The organism is Halotalea alkalilenta (genome assembly GCF_001648175.1).
Classification (GTDB): domain Bacteria; phylum Pseudomonadota; class Gammaproteobacteria; order Pseudomonadales; family Halomonadaceae; genus Halotalea; species Halotalea alkalilenta_A.
This window is the reverse complement of the sequence record NZ_CP015243.1, coordinates 325,733-340,836: the sequence shown is the minus strand read 5'-3', so window position 1 is coordinate 340,836 and position 15,104 is coordinate 325,733. Positions and strand designations below refer to the sequence as shown.

Genomic DNA, 15,104 nt, shown 5'->3' with positions numbered 1-15,104 from the left:
CTCACACCCCCTGTCCGTAGCCTGGATAAGCGAACAGCCGCTCGAGACGAAGCAGTGCCCAGCTCAGCAGGCTGACCAGGGCCACGTAGATCACCAGCACCAGCAGCATCATCTCCAGGGTACGGAAGGTATCGTTGTAGACCTGGCCCGCGGCGTACATCAGCTCCGGTACGGTGATCACCGAGGCTTGGGAGGTGGTCTTGAACAGGTTGGTGAGCACGTTGGTCAGCCCCGGCAGGCAGATCCGTGTGGCGATCGGTGCCTGCACGCGACGAAACAGCGCCCAGCGACCGTAGCCGAGCGAGCGCGCAGCCTCCAGGGTCGCTTTCGGTACGGCGTCGAGCCCTGAACGAAAGGCCTCGACGCAGAGCGCGCCACCGAACAGGCTGAGCGATACCGACGCCGAGAAGAAGGCGTTGAACAGCGGCTGTTGCAACCCGGTCACTGGATCTTCGACGGTGAAGCCGAGCTGGGTCAGGGTGAAGTAGAAAAACAGCATCTGCAAAAGCGGCGGGGTGTTGCGGAACACCTCGACGAACAGCTCGATCAGCGCATCCAGCCACCAGAGCCGCAAAGTCAGCCCCAGCGCACCGAACAGACCGATCACCAACGCTGCCAGCGACGACACCGCCGCGAGTTGCAAGGTGATCCACACCCCTTCGACCAACCATCCCTGGTAGGTCGGATCGAGCAGCCAAGTGAAGTCTAATCCGAACATGTGCTACCCGATCATTCGCTGGCCGAGCGTGCGGCTTCGGCGCGCTGGGCGATGTATTCGGAGGCGGGCATGTCGTAGTCCCGTTCCCACTCGATCAGTTTGTTCTCGCCCTCAGCCTTGACGATCGCGGCGTTGACCGCCTCGAGGAAGGCTTCGTCACCTTTGCGCACGCCGCCGGCCATCGGCAGGTACTCATAGGGCTCGACGGCGATTTTGTAATCTTCCCAGCCCGGCTCCTCGAGCTTCTTGCGCAGGCTCATGTCATCGAACGCCATCGCTACGCAGCGATTGTCCTTGAGCCCCCGATAGGCTTCCGGCAGGGCGGTGAAGTTGACCAGCCGGATGCCGTACTGCTCGGTTACCGTCTTGTTGAAGAACGAGCCCTGGATACCGCAGACGTTCTGGCCGCGCAGCTGTTCCCACTGAGTGAACTTGGCCTCCTTGCGCGCCAGTATCGAAGCGCCGGCGGCGGAGACGTACGGCACGGTGAAGTCGATCACTTTCTCGCGTTCAGGGGTGACGCCGAGGGTAGCCATCACCAGGTCGATACGGCCGGTGTTGAGGAACTCGGTACGGTTGGCCGCAACCACGGGCACCAGCTCGATCTTGTCCGGGGAGCCGAGCAGCTCGGCTGCGATGTAGCGGGCGAGCTCGATTTCGAAGCCGACGTTCTGGCCTTCGTCGTTGAGGTAGCCGTAGGGCTGGTAGTCGTTCTTGATCCCGACGGTGAGCACGCCACGCGCCTTGATGTCTTCGAGCGTATCGGCGTGGGCACCGAGGGAGCCGAGCAGCAGGACACCGGAGAGGCTTGCGAGCAGTGCGTTACGCAATGACATGATGCTTAGATCCTTTTGTTGTTGCTATCAGGGTCGCCATGCATGGGGTGATCGAGTCACAAGCGCAGTGATCCAGTGCCTCGACCAGGGTGGCGGGTTGGGTGATCGATGGTTGTGATTGGCACTTTAGCGTCCGATATGCTAATTCTTGCGTCAAGAAAAATTCCACATCACGGCACAAGTCGATTGTATATTCCATATTATGGAATTTTGGAGAGGCAGAAATGACCATACCTCGTGCCAAGAGCGGCGCTCAGCTGCTCGATCGTGCCGTTGCGTTGCTCGATCTGGTCGCCGATGGCAGTAGCGAGGGCGAGACGCTGAAATCGCTGTGTGAGCGTTCGAACCTCAACAAGCCGACCTGCCATCGGATTCTCAATGCCCTGGTCGAGCATGGGTTGCTCAATCGCGACCCGGAGGGCCGCCGCTATCGGCTCGGGACCAAGCTGATGGTCTTTGGCGCCAAGGCCGCCAACGGTCCGGGACTGCGCAGCCAGTGCCAGCCGGCGCTCGAACGGATGCGCCGCACGACGGGTGAGACCGCGATGCTGATGGCGCGCGATGGCGATGATTCGGTGTGCATCGATCGCTACGATGGCGACTGCCTGCTGCAGACCCTCACCGGGTCGATCGGTGGCTCGGTACCGCTCGGCGTCGGGCCCGGCAGCCTGGCGATGCTCGCTTTCCTGCCCCAGGAGCAGTGCGAGGAGATCGTCGCGCGCAACCGTCCGCGGATCGCTGCCTATCCGGCACTCAGCGACGGAAGGCTGTGGCAGTTGATCGAGCAGACGCGCGTACAGGGCTATGCGCTCGACAGCGGCGAACTGCTGCCCGGCGTCGCTGGGATCTCGATGCCGTTGCACGTGGTCGAGACCGGGCCGATCGCCTCGCTCAGCCTGACCTTCCTGTCCGCACGGCTGAATCCTGAACTGATAGAGCGCTATGTCGCTCTGCTGCGCGAGGAGATCGCGCTCATCGAGCCGTATCTCAACCCGCTGGATCGCAGGCTCACTTCCCCAGAGCGCGTACTCGGCCAGCACTGAGGCGTGTTCGACCCGATCAGGAGTGCTCGTATGACCATGACGACCATCGATACCGCCGCCGGGGCGCCCCGCGTGGCGATGATCAGCGGTGCCAGCCGCGGCATTGGCGCTGCGATCGCGCAAGAACTGCTCAGCCACGGCTGGGCGGTGAGTCTCGGCTGCCGACGCCCCGAGGAGGTCGTGCTCGATGCATCGCTGCCGGTGATCGCCTGTCGCTACGATGCGCTCGACCCCAGTACCGATGAAGCCTGGATCGATCAGACCCTGGCGCGCTTCGGACGGCTGGACGCGGTGGTCCATAACGCTGGGGTGATGAACCCGCTTTCGGTGCTCGAAGCCAGTGATGAGGATTTCGACGCCACCTTCGACGTCAACGTCAAAGCGCCGATGCGGCTGACCCGCAAGCTCTGGCCCCACCTGGTAGCTGGCGGCGAGGGGCGGATCGTCACCTTGGCCTCGCTATCCGCCAAGCGGGTCAAAGCGGAGCGCTCGAGTCTTTACTCGATGAGCAAGTTCGCCGTACTGGCGCTCGCCCATGGACTGCGCAAGTGCGGCGAACCCCACAGGATTCGCTCGACCGCGATCTGTCCCGGCTTCGTCGCCACCGACATGGGCACTGCGCTGACCGAGGTCGCGCCCGAGCAAATGACCCAGCCCGAAGACCTGGCACGGATCGTACGCACCGTGCTGGAACTGCCGAGCAGCGCCAGCATCAGCGAGATTCCGGTCAACTGGACGGTCGAAGACGCCTACTGAGGCTTCGGGTGCCGTCAATTCGTCAACGACAATAACGAGGATGTCCGATGGGGCCGCTCGTCGATGTAGTGCCCTCTTCCGATCGCATGCCGCGTCGCGCAGAGGTGGTGGTGATCGGAGGAGGTATCGTGGGGGTCGCGACCGCCCTTGCGCTGGTGGAGAAAGGGATCGAAACCGTGTTGCTCGAGAAAGGCTCCATCGCCGCCGAGCAGTCGAGTCGCAATTGGGGCTGGTGCCGGCGTACCGGCCGTGATCTTCGCGAGCTGGCGTTGATCGAGGCGAGCATGCGGATGTGGGAGGGCATGGATGCGCGGCTGGGCCGGGAGACCGGTTTTCGTCGTCACGGCATCCTCTACGCCTCGCGCGACGAGCAGCAGCGCGACCGCCATCTGCGCTGGCTCGAACATGCGCGCGAGCATGGCTTCGACAGCCGGATGCTGTCGCCTGCAGAGGTGGTCGAGCGCGTGCCGGGGCTCGCCGAACCCTTGGCCGGCGCGCTGGAGACGCCCGCCGACGGCCGCGCCGAACCGCAGAAGGCGGCGCCGGCAATGGCGATGGCGGCGATCGAGCGAGGGCTCAACCTGCAGCAGCACTGCGCGGTGCGTACCATCGAGCGTCAAGCGGGTCGGGTCGGCCAAGTGGTCACCGAGCATGGCGCGATCGACTGCCAGGCGGTAGTGGTCGCCGGCGGTGCCTGGTCGCGGCTGCTGCTCCAGGGCGTCGGCGAACGTCTGCCGCAGCTCAAGGTGCTGTCCTCGGTGCTTCGCACCCGGCCGCTCGAACTGCCGATCGAACCCTGTGTCAGCCTCGGCGGTGTGGCGTTCCGCAAGCGCCTGGACGGCGGCTGGACGATCGCCAGCTCGGCGACCAATCTGGTCGAGCTGACCCCGGACAACCTGCGTTTCGCTCGCCTGTTCCTGCCCGCCTATCGGGTCGAGCACCGTAGCCTGAGCCTCAGGGTCGGCGCGCGTAGCTTCGACGAGGCCTTCCACTGGCGCCCCGGCCGCGCGGATGCGGTATCGATCTATGAACGCCTGCGGGTGCTCGACCCGGCCCCGCACGCACCGGCGCTGGCCGCGATGATCGAGCGGCTCCGCAGCGCGGTGCCCGGCTTCGCCGGTCTCGAAGTGGCGCAGAGCTGGGGAGGGCTGATCGATACCATGCCGGATGCGATTCCGGTGATCTCGCCCGTCGAGCGGTTGCCGGGCGCCTTCGTCGCCACCGGCTTCTCCGGCCACGGCTTCGGCATTGCCCCTGCCGCGGGTCGGTTGGTCGCCGACCTGGTGACCCAGGACGAGCCGATCGTCGACCCTCGGCCGTTTCGGCTGTCGCGCTTCGAGGATGGTGAGCGGATTCGCGCCCAGCACTGGCTCTAGCCGCTGCGGTGGTTTCGTCGATAGCCTTCGTTACACTGCTGACGAGCGCTACCGCTACCCACCCTCAGGAGCCTTTTGATGAGAACAATGATGACGATGGCCTTGATCTGTCTTGGGATCTCGACGGCGGGGGCGCAGACGCCGGGCGAGCTGCCAAGGGAAGAGGGCGGGATCGCCCTGGCCGAGCGGCTGGGACTGCCGCGTCCGGCGGTGATCGCCCATCGCGGGGCGTCGTTCGATGCACCCGAGTCGACCCGGGCGGCCTATCTGCTGGCGCGCGAGCAGGGGGCGGATTATCTCGAGCTCGATCTTCAGCGCACCGCCGATGGAGTACTGGTGGCAGTGCACGATGACACCCTGGGTCGCACCAGCGACGTGGCCGAGCGCTTCCCTGACCGTGTGGATGCGCCGGTGAGTGCGTTCACCCTCGAGGAGCTCAAGTCGCTCGATGCCGGCTCCTGGTTCAACCATGCGTTTGCCGAGCGGGCGCGAGATGCCTTCGCCGGGCTCGAGATCCTGACCCTCGATGAGGTGATCGATATCGCCGAGGGCGGCGTCAACCGCCCCGGTCTCTACATCGAGACCAAGCAGCCAGGCCAGTTCCCTGGTATCGAGCGTGAGCTGCGCGAGAAACTCGCCAGCCGGGGCTGGCTGGCACCGCGTGCCGAGGGCGAGGGTGCGGTGAACGTAGCGGCGATGCCTGGGCGGGTGGTGCTGCAGACCTTCGAAAAAGCCAGCCTCGAGGCGCTGCAGCGTGAGATGCCGGAGGTGCCGAAGATCCTGCTGCTATGGCTCGGCGATGGCTACATCCCCGCCGCGGACGGCCCAGCGATGGGTGAGGGCGAGGATCCGGCACGCTACTATGCGGCCCAGCGGGTCCGTTCACCGGAGGACTACCTCGCTTGGCTCGATTGGGCCAAGGCGCAGGGTGCGATCGGCGTCGGCCCCTCGGTTGCGCTGGCTGCCGGTGGCGAGCAGAGCTACCCCGACTTGGTCCAGCCGTGGATGAATCGCGCGGCCCACCAACGCGGGCTGCTGATCCATCCCTACACCGTCGATGACGAAGTGGACTTCGCCCGGGTGCAGGCAGGTGGCGTCGACGGTTTCTTCACCAACCGCACCGACGCGCTGCTCGCCTTCTATGGCCGCCCGCCCGCGGAGCCGATCGACGCGATCCTCGAACGGCTGGGCTACTGATTCATCGATATCGCTTCGCCATAGACGACGACGCCCGCGCAATCAGCGCGGGCGTTTTCATGCCTCAGATCTTTTTCGTCACCGCATACGATCTCTTCTTTTCATGGACCGAGACGAGCCAGAGGAAAAGACTAAAGACGAGCGCCGCGGAGCCCAACGCCGCGGTGATTCTCGCCGGCAGGTCGGATTCCATCAGCAGTGCCGCGACCAGAGTGACCCCATAAGCGCCGACACCCAGGCCGATGGCCGCTGCCACCCAAAGAATGTCGTCCTCCTTGCCTAGCTTGTCTTTCGTCATGCTGCCCAGCCGGTTGAGTAAGAGGGAGAGCGCCACCAGTACGGCAATGACGGCGCAAATGATCAGTCCGTATAAGCTACCGTGCAGAAAGGGATTCATATCGCCTCCGTTTATTTATCCTTGTTTTGCGATCATTCGTTCCTGATGAGAGGAAATTCCTACGCTAGGGCGTCGCCGGCTCTCACTCATTGACTCGAATCAATTCTGATCGAGTATGGGAATGAGACTTTGGTGGAGCGACGCGACGAGCCCGCTATCTTTCGATGCGGGCCGTCATGGAGAGGAAAACCGGCTCTAGCGCCGATGATGCAATAGCGCGCAGTGGTGCCCACGTCTCCCCCTATTGGAATCTTGTCGACGGGATAGCGATGGAATCACTATCCCGCCGGCCTTCCAGGGGATGAAGGGGGCGAATGGAATGGTTCGTATAGGGGGAGGCTATGGCTGGAGTCAGGCTGTGGAGAACTGCGCCTCATCGCTCAAAGGCGAGCGTCTGGCTGGAAGTCGATTTCCGTAGCATCGGCGGCGATCTGTTTGAATAGTGGGTGCGTGGGATTGAGCAGGTAATTGAGCTCCCGGGGGACCACCACGCTCGGTACGGCCAGTGCCAGGCTGCTGCCACCTCCCAGCCAGCCATCGCCGAGCTCCGCCGTTGAGGGTGGGGCCGGTTCATCCCGCCAGTCATCCGGCAATTGGTCGATGGGTAGGTGAATGATGGCGTCTTCCGGGAGCCGCACCTGCAGAATCGCGTAATGTCGCAGCAGGCCGTAATCGTTGAGATGCACCATCACCTCCAGCATCGCCAACGACTCGGAGCTGGCCAAGTACACACAAGACTTTCCCCGGCTGTTCCAGCGTCCGCCGAAGAGACGCGCTCCTTCTCCGTCGAAGGCGCTCGCCTGCCACTTCTTCTTGATCAAGCGGTAAGCATGGATCTCGTTCATGCCACTACGCCATGCTCCAGGCGGCCGATCAGCTCCAGCACGGCCTCGACTTCGGCCGAGGTAGCGAGCATCTCGACGGGTCGCCTGCCCCCGAGGCCGCGGACGGGATGAAGAAGCCATTGCCGCGCCCCCTCCTTGTCCCCCTCGAACAGCGCCGTCGCTGCCTCCAGCACTTCGGCGAAGCGGTATAGCCTGTCGCCCTCGTCCTGTTTGAACCGGCCTAGCTTGGCCCGGCGCTGCAGTGTGGCCTGGGGAATGACGACATATTTGGCCAGCTCCTTGTGTTCCAAGCCCGCCATCGAGGCCAGCCGCGTATAGACCGTGTAGGGGATGCCATCCCGCAAGGCTTGGTGCAGTCCTGCGCCACGGGGAGGGATGCCCACCCTCTTCCAGAAGCTGGTGCCGGTATCGCGACCAGTTTGATCCTGCTCGAGCGAGGTGACCATCGCTACCTCCGTTCTATCAGTTGATATATCTATAACCTATCAGTTGGTTAGAGGGCCGACAAGCAACGCCCCATGCGGGTGTGCGAGGTAGCAACGATGGAAAGTCGATAGTCGACAGCTCGATGGCGAGCATTCAGCTCTCAGCAGGGATTCGCGGGCTGGACCAATTCGCCCGAGGCGGCTGGATCGTGGTTCGACTCTCGCCTCCTGGCCTCTCGCGAGACGGCGATGATGATGAAGGCTCGGCTCACCACGAACGGCGGGCAGGTCGGCCAGGCACCGGTGATTCGAACGCTATCCGTTGACCGGTTCGTCGCTTGCGGCCGCTTTGGCCGGTGCATGCCCCCAATGCTTCGCCTTGGGCGTTTGGCCGATGCCGGGGTTGAGGCAGTTGCAGGGGTCGAGCTTTTGGTAGAACTCGCGCAGCGCGGGTTTAGCGCGGTAGAGGTGGCCGACGTTGTGCTCGGCGGGGTATTCGGCGCCGCGCTGGTCGAGCAGTGCCCACATCTGGTGCTCGAGAGCGAGGCAGTCGGTGCCCTTGGCGACGACGTAGTCCTGGTGGAAGACGTGGCAGAGGAAGTGGCCGTAGTAGAGCTTCTTGACCAGTTTGGATTCGATCTCGGCCGGCAGGGTCTCGAACCAGTCGCGTTCGTTGCGCTTGAGCGCGATGTCGAGGGCGACGATGTCTTCGACTTCGCGAGCGTGCATGGTGCGGTAGCGGATCGCTGCGCCGGCGGCGGCGAAGCGATGGAGGAAGGCCTTGCTGCCCTCTTCGTCGTTGCATTCGAAGAACGCTCCGCCTGTGCCGGGGAATAGCTCGCCGAGCAGTGCGCGGGTCGATGCGACTTCCTCCGCGGGGACCTTGAGCATCAGGTGATGCTCGAAGCGATCGCGGTACTCCTTCATGCGTGCGGGCAGGTGGCTGGGAAAGAGCCGCGAGAGCCACTGGCCGACGCGGTCGGTGATCTGGTCGGGGAAGATCTTCAAGCGCTCGAAGAAGGCGTCGACGGCGCCTTTGAAAGCGAAGATCGCCGGCATCCGGTCGGTGCCGAAGCGCTGGATCATCAGGAAGGTGTCTTTGCCGTAGGTCTCGGCGATGTCGAAGGCGTCGCGGTGCAGGTACTCGCCGGCGATCGGCAGCTCGCGTCCCGGGGCGAGCAGCGCGCGGCGCAGCTCGGTGAGTTCCGCGGTCGAGTTGGTGCCGATATAGAACACCTTGGCGCCCTTGGCCGCCGGGAAGGTGTCGAGTCGCACCGCGAACAGCGCAAGCTTGCCGGCGCAGCCCGAGGCTTCGTGCAGGCGCCGTGGGTCGGCGTTGAACCGCGCCGGGGTCTCGGCATCGATCTCGCGGACATGGTCGCGGTACTCGGGGTCGGAGGCGGCGCCCGCATCGCTTGAGATGTCCTCGTCCTTGAAGTCTCCGCGTTCGAGCCGGGCGAGGATCTCCTCCGGCTCGTCGCCGAGCCGGATGCCGAGATGGTTGACCAGCTCGAGCTGGCCGTCGGCATTGAGCTGGGCGTAGAGCGCAAGCTCGGTGTAGGCGGGGCCGCGCTGGACCAGCGCACCGCCTGAGTTGTTCGATACCCCGCCGAATACCGAGGCGCCGATGCAGGAGGAGCCGATCACCGAGTGCGGCTCGCGGTCGAGCGGGCGCAGTGCGCGTTCGAGGCCGTAGAGGGTCGCGCCGGGGAAACAGATCACCTGGCGTGCGTCGCGGATCAGGTGCAGGCGGTCCATGCGCAGGGTGCTGATGATCACGATGTCGCGGTCGTAGTCGTTGCCATCCGGGGTCGAGCCGCCGGTCAGCCCGGTGTTGGCGGCCTGCATGATCACGATCACGTCCGCCTCGACGCAGGCCTTCACCACCCGCCACTGTTCGATCAGCGAGCCGGGGCGCACCACCGCCAGCGCACGGCCCTCGCCGAAGCGGAAGCCCTTGCGATAGCGTCGCGTGCTGCGCGCGTCGGTGAGCGTCTCCCGCGGGCCGACGATCGCCTTGAGGCGCTCGAGCAGCCGCTGGCGGGCGTCGGAGGGTGAGGCGGTGAAAGGGGAGGTCGAAAGGGTCGCATGCTGTTCGGACATGATCGGACGGGCTCCACTGCGAAGGTGAACGGTGCCTTGGGGCTGTCTACATACTGGCCTGCCGTGGCGAAATCTCCAACCGGGGCATGTACGCCGGGCTAACGCTCGAGCTCGGCATAGCGGCGCTGGATGTTCTCCAGCTGCTCGCGCATCAGCGCGATCAGCACCCGGGTAGCAGGTGAGATGGGGGTGTCGTGGCGCTGGATGAAGGCGAACACCTCGAACAGCGGTGGTTCGATCGGCACCCAGCCGAGTCGATCCTGGTAGCCGAGGTGATGGAGGATCGGCCGAGTCGCGATCATGTCGCCCAGGCCCCGGGCGGCGAGTTCGAAGCCGGTGGCCTGGTGTTCGACCTCGATCAATGCCTCGAGCGCGACGCCCGCCGCGTGGGCTCGGGCATTGAGCAACCGGCGCACCGGATCGCCATGGCACCAGCGCGCTTCGGTCAGGATCAGCGGTGCGCGGGCAAGGTCCTCGATGGTCTTGGCGCCCTCGAGCCGCGCCGGGTCCGCGCTCAGATAGCCGACCCGCGCCGACCACACCGGTTCGTTCACCTTCAGGTTGCGCTCGTCGACGGGCAGCATCACCAATCCCGCCTCCAGCTCGCCGTCGCTGACCGCGCGAGCGACCTCGGAGGAGTTGTAGCCGAGCAGTCTCAGCCGCATTTCCGGGTAGCGCTGGCGGAACACGGTGACCAGCTCGGTGAGGAAATAGTGATGGGCGCTGCCGAAGGTGCCGAAGCTCGCCACCCCGCCGCTGAGCGAGCGATACGACTGCACCGCATCGTGCCCCTGGCGCGCCGCGCTGAGCGTTGCCTGGGCGAACGGCTCCAGCCTGCGCCCGGCCTCGGTGAGCTGCAGCCGGCGGTTGGTGCGTACGAACAGCGTCGCCCCGAGCGACTCCTCGAGCCGGATGATCTGTTCGGAGAGGCTCGGCTGCGACAGGCGCAGCGCCTCGGCGGCCTTGGACAAGGTGCCGTGCTCGATCGCGGCGAGAAAGTAGCTGAGCTGTTGCAGCGTCATCTGGATGACCGTGAGATATGGGAGCGGTGACAACGCGAGCCCACAGCATGGGAGCGGCGCCGCTTTTCGGCAAGGCCGAACGAGCGGTCGACGTCATCGATCGCTTCATCGCGGCGAGAAAGTAGCTGAGCTGTTGCAGCGTCATCTGGATGACCGTGAGATATGAGGGCGATGACAACGCGAGCCCACAGCATGGGAGCGGCGCCGCTTTTCGGCAAGGCCGAACGAGCGGTCGACGTCATCGATCGCTTCGCTTACCCTCCCACGCACGCAATACATGGTGTGCGCAGGGCGCGTCAGGTTATCGACAAGGGATGTGGCGGATGAATCAACGATGCAAGGCGATGCTCCAGGCAATGACGGTATTCGGTTTGCTTGGCCTGGGCGGCTGTGCGCTGCTCGGCGGTGGTGGCGACGAGGCGCCGGTTGCGGTCGGTGACGCTCCGCGCCCGGCCTTCGCCGACCCTGAACTGATGGATCAGTCGCGCGGGGCGGGGGCGGGCGACCCGAGCGCCTATACGATCGATGCCGACCAGGTGTTGACCGTCGACGACCAGGGGCGCTGCGAGCCGCTGGTGCTGACCACGGGAGAGCGGCTGTCGCTACTTCTGCCCGGCAATCCAAGCACCGGTTACCTGTGGCAGCTCGATGATCGCCCCGAAGGGCTGCGCCTGCTCAGCGCACCGCGTGCCGATGAAGCCTCGGACTCAGATGCGGTCGGTGCGCCGCTGGTCTACGACTGGCGCTTCGAGGCGATGCGGGCCGGCCAGGGCAGCCTGCGGTTGATCTACCATCGTCCCTGGGAGGAGCAGGCCGAGCCGGCCGGGCTTTTCATCTGCCCGATCGAGATACGCGCCAACTAAGGCGCTCCTCCACGCCGGCATGGAGGCTGGCGGCCTGGGCGATTTGCGATGCGAGGTCGCCGTGGGCTTGCGCTTGGGCTGGACTCTCCTAGGGTTAGTGGAGCCAGTCAGGCTATCCATTCATCCGCAATAGGGAGATTGCACGATGAGCGAACGAACGTTTCAAAGCCAGCCGCAGACCCCGCCGGGCATCGAGTCGGAGATGACTCCGCTGCCAGAGGTGATTCGCGACAGCTACCAGGGCACCGGCAAGCTCGCCGGCAAGGTCGCGCTGATCACCGGTGGCGATAGCGGTATCGGTCGCGCAGTGGCGGTGCACTTCGCCCGCGAAGGCGCAGCGGTGGCGATCAACTATCTATCCGAGACCGAGGACGCCGAGGCGACCCGCGACATGGTCGAGCGTGAGGGCGCCCAGTGCCTGCTGCTGCCAGGCGATGTGCGCAAGCCTTCGTTCTGCCGCGAGCTGGTCGAGCGCACGGTGAGCGAGTTCGGCGCGCTCAACGTACTGGTCAACAACGCAGCCGAACAGATGCAGCTCGACGACATTCGCGAGATCAGCGACGAGCAGCTGGAGAGCACTTTCCGCACCAATATCTTCAGCCACTTCTACACCATCAAGGCGGCGCTCGATCATCTTGGCGAGGGGGATACGATCATCTGCACCTCCTCGATCAACGCGTTCAAGGGCAACCCCGGGCTGATCGACTACTCGGCGACCAAGGGGGCGATCCAGGGGCTGGTGCGTTCGCTCGCCGAGCCGTTGGCCGAGCAGGGCATCCGGATCAACGCGGTCGCGCCGGGACCGATCTGGACACCTTTGATCCCGTCGACGATGGGCGACGAGAGCGTCACTACCTTCGGTGCCCAGACGCCGATGAAGCGCGCCGGCCAACCTTCGGAGATCGCTCCGGCCTACGTTTACCTCGCCAGCGTCGAGAGCTCGTACATGAGCGGCCAGACCATCCACCTCAACGGCGGCACCGTGCTCAACTGCTGAGCGCTCAATTCAATCAGTCTCCGCCACGCCCGCGACGTCGTCGCGGGCGTGGTCGCTTTCAAAGCCCAGCGGGCGCGAAGTCCGCGGCGCGTAGCGGATTGTGGCGCTCGACATAGTCGCGTACCACCTGGGCGTCGGTGAAGCCGGTATCGACGTAGCTGGGATGCTGGCTGAGCGCGGGATAGCCGTCGCCGCCCTGCGCGGCGAAGTCGAGCGTCGCCAGCCGATAGCGGCGTTCTGGGTCGAGTGGCCCACCGTCTATCGTGAAGCGTCCATCCTCGAGCCGGCCAACGCCGCGCAGCTGGGCGTAGCCGCCGCTGCCGGGCGGGATCGCACTGACCGTGGCGAGGTACTCGGCGAGCTCGGCACCGTCGAGATCCACGTAGGCCAGCTGATTGGCGAATGGATGGACCCGAAGCAGATCTTCGTAGCTGATCTCGCCGGCCTCGATCGAGTCGCGGATACCGCCGCCGTTGAGCACCGCGAGATCGGCATCGGCACGTTCGATGAAAGCGGCGAGAATCAGCTGGGCGAGGTCGGTCTGGCGCGAGCGCACCTGGGTGCGATTGCCCTCGAGCCTGGCATCGACTTCGCCGACCCGGCGCTGCAGTTCTTCGCCCGCTCGCTCCTGATAAGGGGCCAGCAGGGCGAGCATGTCGGCCGATTCGGGAATGAGGGATTCGAACAGCACCCAGTTACCCTCGACCTCATGGCCGAGATTGACCGGAATCAGCCGGTAGCGTTCGAGCTCGAGCGTGCCGTCGCGGTAGACGAAATCCGCACGGCCGACGTATTTGCCCCATTCATGGGCCTGGACGATCCAGGTGCCATTCTGGCGATCCGGCGCGCAGGGCGTGCCGGGCAGGTAGTCGGGATCCTTGCGGTTCTCCTCCTCCATGCATACCGGATTCTGCGAGTGGCCGCCGACGATCATCGATAGCGCCCCCGCGGGCAGCGAGCGTGCCAGCTCGACATCGCCTGGTGCATTGGCGCCGTGCTCGCCGTTATCGTAATGACCCATGTGGGTCGCGGCGATGATCACATCCGGTTTCGCCTCGCGCTCGAGCTGGTCGATCATCCGGCGCGCTTCCTGCTTGGGATCGCGAAACTCGAGCCCCGTGGTGTTGCTGCCATTGACCAGCCTGGGGGTGTCCTCGGTGGTCAAGCCGATCACTGCCACCTCGATGCCGCCGAGATCGAACAGCGCATAGGGCTGGTAGGCGTGTTGCCCGCTACCGGCATGGTAGATGTTGGCCGAGAGCAGCGGAAAGCCAGCCCACTCGGCCTGGCGGGCGAGCACCTCGGGTGGATTGTCGAACTCATGGTTGCCGAGCGCCATGGCGTCGTAGCCGATCATCCTCATGCCGCGAAAGTCCGGCTCGGCGTCCTGCAGGTCCGAGGCCGGCACGCCGGTATTGATATCGCCGCCGGAGAGCAGCAACACTTGGCCGCCTTGCGCCTGGACCTCGGCGCGGATCGAATCGACCAGGGTCTTCTGCGCGGAGAGGCCGTACTCTCCATCGTCATTGCGCCAGAAGCGGCCATGGTGATCGTTGGTGTGCAGCACGGTGAACCGTACCGGCTCGCTGGCGGTCGTCGGGGAATGGGCGCAGGCGGTGAGTGCCCAAAGCGAAACGAGGAGTGCAATGATCCTGTACGAGCGCATGTGTGGAGCGTTCCCAGCGTTGATCGTCGTTATCGTTGATAGTGGTCGTCGCTATAGCGCCATCGCGCTACTGGCGCGTTGCCACCCTAGCATGTCTTTCCTGGAGCACAGATGACCGATCAGCCCCGAGGAGCAAGTCGCTCGAGCGCAGACTGGCCCACTCGTTTCGAAGCCCTGCTGGGCGAGATTCCCACCCTCGACGGCGCCCACGACCTCGGTCATTTCCGCCGGGTGTGGCGCACCGCCCAGCGGTTGATGGAGGAGGAGTCCGGTGCCGACGCAAGGGTGGTGGCGGCAGCTTGCTACTTCCATGATCTGGTCAGCCTGCCGAAGGATCACCCCCAGCGGCATCATTCATCGCGCCTCGCCGCCCGCGAGGCGATAGGGCTGCTCACCAGCCGCTGCGCCGATTTCCCCCCTGAGCTCCTCCCTGCGGTGGCGCACGCGATCGAGGCGCACAGCTTCAGCGCCGGGATCGAGCCGCGTACTTTGGAAGCGCGTATCGTCCAGGACGCCGACCGCCTCGAAGCGCTCGGCGCGATAGGTATCGCCCGGGTGTTTCACGTCAGTGGCCAGCTCGATCGCGCGCTGTTCGACCCCGATGACCCACTGGCCCGAAACAGGGCGTTCGACGATACGCGCTACGCGGTCGACCATTTCCAGACCAAGCTGCTGCGCCTGCCCGGCACCATGCGTACCAGCGCTGGACGGCGGCTGGCGCGGCACAATGCCGAGTTCATGCTCGGCTACCTGGAAAAGCTATGCGCTGAGCTCACGGGCGATCCGCTGGGTGTCGATTCGAAAGACAGCGAATGGCTGCGCGGGCGATTTCCATGAACCCGGTGCCTGGTTCGTCGCTC

General features: G+C 64.9%; 15 protein-coding genes. 7 read left to right on the top strand and 8 right to left on the bottom strand.

Annotated elements, in window-relative coordinates:
- Position 1 precedes the first annotated feature (1 nt).
- Positions 2-718 carry an amino acid ABC transporter permease gene (locus A5892_RS01540; RefSeq protein WP_064121292.1) on the bottom strand — a complete coding sequence of 239 codons (717 nt, stop codon included), beginning with the start codon at positions 716-718 and terminating at the stop codon, positions 2-4.
- Between the two features lie 11 nt (positions 719-729).
- A complete protein-coding gene (locus tag A5892_RS01535; protein WP_064121291.1) occupies positions 730-1,554 on the bottom strand; it encodes a transporter substrate-binding domain-containing protein in 825 nt (274 codons plus the stop codon).
- A gap of 224 nt (positions 1,555-1,778) precedes the next feature.
- Between A5892_RS01535 and A5892_RS01530 the strand changes: the two genes are divergently transcribed.
- The 4 genes from A5892_RS01530 to A5892_RS01515 all read left to right on the top strand — a co-directional run bounded on the left by A5892_RS01530 (position 1,779) and on the right by A5892_RS01515 (position 5,926).
- Positions 1,779-2,597 (top strand): IclR family transcriptional regulator, encoded by an 819-nt coding sequence (locus A5892_RS01530; RefSeq protein WP_064121290.1) that lies wholly within the window; start codon positions 1,779-1,781, stop codon positions 2,595-2,597.
- Between the two features lie 30 nt (positions 2,598-2,627).
- Complete coding sequence (locus A5892_RS01525; protein ID WP_223302760.1) at positions 2,628-3,353, top strand: SDR family NAD(P)-dependent oxidoreductase; 726 nt, start codon at positions 2,628-2,630, stop codon at positions 3,351-3,353.
- Between the two features lie 47 nt (positions 3,354-3,400).
- Positions 3,401-4,729, top strand: a complete 1,329-nt coding sequence (locus A5892_RS01520; protein ID WP_064121289.1) for an NAD(P)/FAD-dependent oxidoreductase — start codon at positions 3,401-3,403, stop codon at positions 4,727-4,729.
- 78 nt (positions 4,730-4,807) lie between these two features.
- Positions 4,808-5,926, top strand: coding sequence for a glycerophosphodiester phosphodiesterase (locus A5892_RS01515; RefSeq protein WP_064121288.1), 1,119 nt, complete (start codon positions 4,808-4,810; stop codon positions 5,924-5,926).
- A 64-nt stretch (positions 5,927-5,990) separates the two neighbouring features.
- Here A5892_RS01515 and A5892_RS01510 read toward each other — a convergent pair whose 3' ends face one another.
- The 5 genes from A5892_RS01510 to A5892_RS01490 all read right to left on the bottom strand — a co-directional run bounded on the left by A5892_RS01510 (position 5,991) and on the right by A5892_RS01490 (position 10,718).
- A complete protein-coding gene (locus A5892_RS01510) occupies positions 5,991-6,323 on the bottom strand; it encodes a hypothetical protein (RefSeq protein WP_064121287.1) in 333 nt (110 codons plus the stop codon).
- Positions 6,324-6,703: 380 nt separating this feature from the next.
- Positions 6,704-7,168 carry an RES family NAD+ phosphorylase gene (locus A5892_RS01505; RefSeq protein WP_064121286.1) on the bottom strand — a complete coding sequence of 155 codons (465 nt, stop codon included), beginning with the start codon at positions 7,166-7,168 and terminating at the stop codon, positions 6,704-6,706.
- Positions 7,165-7,614 (bottom strand): type II RES/Xre toxin-antitoxin system antitoxin, encoded by a 450-nt coding sequence (gene parS, locus A5892_RS01500; protein ID WP_064121285.1) that lies wholly within the window; start codon positions 7,612-7,614, stop codon positions 7,165-7,167. Before parS ends, A5892_RS01505 begins: the two co-directional genes overlap by 4 nt.
- 294 nt (positions 7,615-7,908) lie before the next feature.
- Positions 7,909-9,696, bottom strand: a complete 1,788-nt coding sequence (dld, locus tag A5892_RS01495; RefSeq protein WP_064121284.1) for a D-lactate dehydrogenase — start codon at positions 9,694-9,696, stop codon at positions 7,909-7,911.
- Between the two features lie 98 nt (positions 9,697-9,794).
- Positions 9,795-10,718 (bottom strand): LysR family transcriptional regulator, encoded by a 924-nt coding sequence (locus A5892_RS01490; RefSeq protein WP_064121283.1) that lies wholly within the window; start codon positions 10,716-10,718, stop codon positions 9,795-9,797.
- Positions 10,719-11,041: 323 nt separating this feature from the next.
- Here A5892_RS01490 and A5892_RS01485 point away from each other — a divergent pair, with 323 nt between their 5' ends.
- Both A5892_RS01485 and A5892_RS01480 read left to right on the top strand, forming a co-directional pair.
- Positions 11,042-11,581, top strand: coding sequence for a protease inhibitor I42 family protein (locus A5892_RS01485; protein ID WP_190295643.1), 540 nt, complete (start codon positions 11,042-11,044; stop codon positions 11,579-11,581).
- Between the two features lie 145 nt (positions 11,582-11,726).
- Positions 11,727-12,578 carry an SDR family oxidoreductase gene (locus A5892_RS01480; RefSeq protein ID WP_064121281.1) on the top strand — a complete coding sequence of 284 codons (852 nt, stop codon included), beginning with the start codon at positions 11,727-11,729 and terminating at the stop codon, positions 12,576-12,578.
- 58 nt (positions 12,579-12,636) lie between these two features.
- Here the strand turns inward: A5892_RS01480 and ushA are convergent, their stop codons facing one another.
- The gene (gene ushA, locus A5892_RS01475) at positions 12,637-14,244 is read right to left on the bottom strand and encodes a bifunctional UDP-sugar hydrolase/5'-nucleotidase UshA (RefSeq protein WP_064121280.1); all 1,608 of its coding nucleotides are present in this window, start codon (positions 14,242-14,244) and stop codon (positions 12,637-12,639) included.
- Between the two features lie 111 nt (positions 14,245-14,355).
- On the opposite strand from ushA, the gene A5892_RS01470 reads away from it, so the two are divergent.
- On the top strand, positions 14,356-15,081 hold the full coding sequence (locus tag A5892_RS01470; RefSeq protein ID WP_064121279.1) for a phosphohydrolase: 726 nt from the start codon (positions 14,356-14,358) through the stop codon (positions 15,079-15,081).
- Positions 15,082-15,104: the final 23 nt, after the last annotated feature.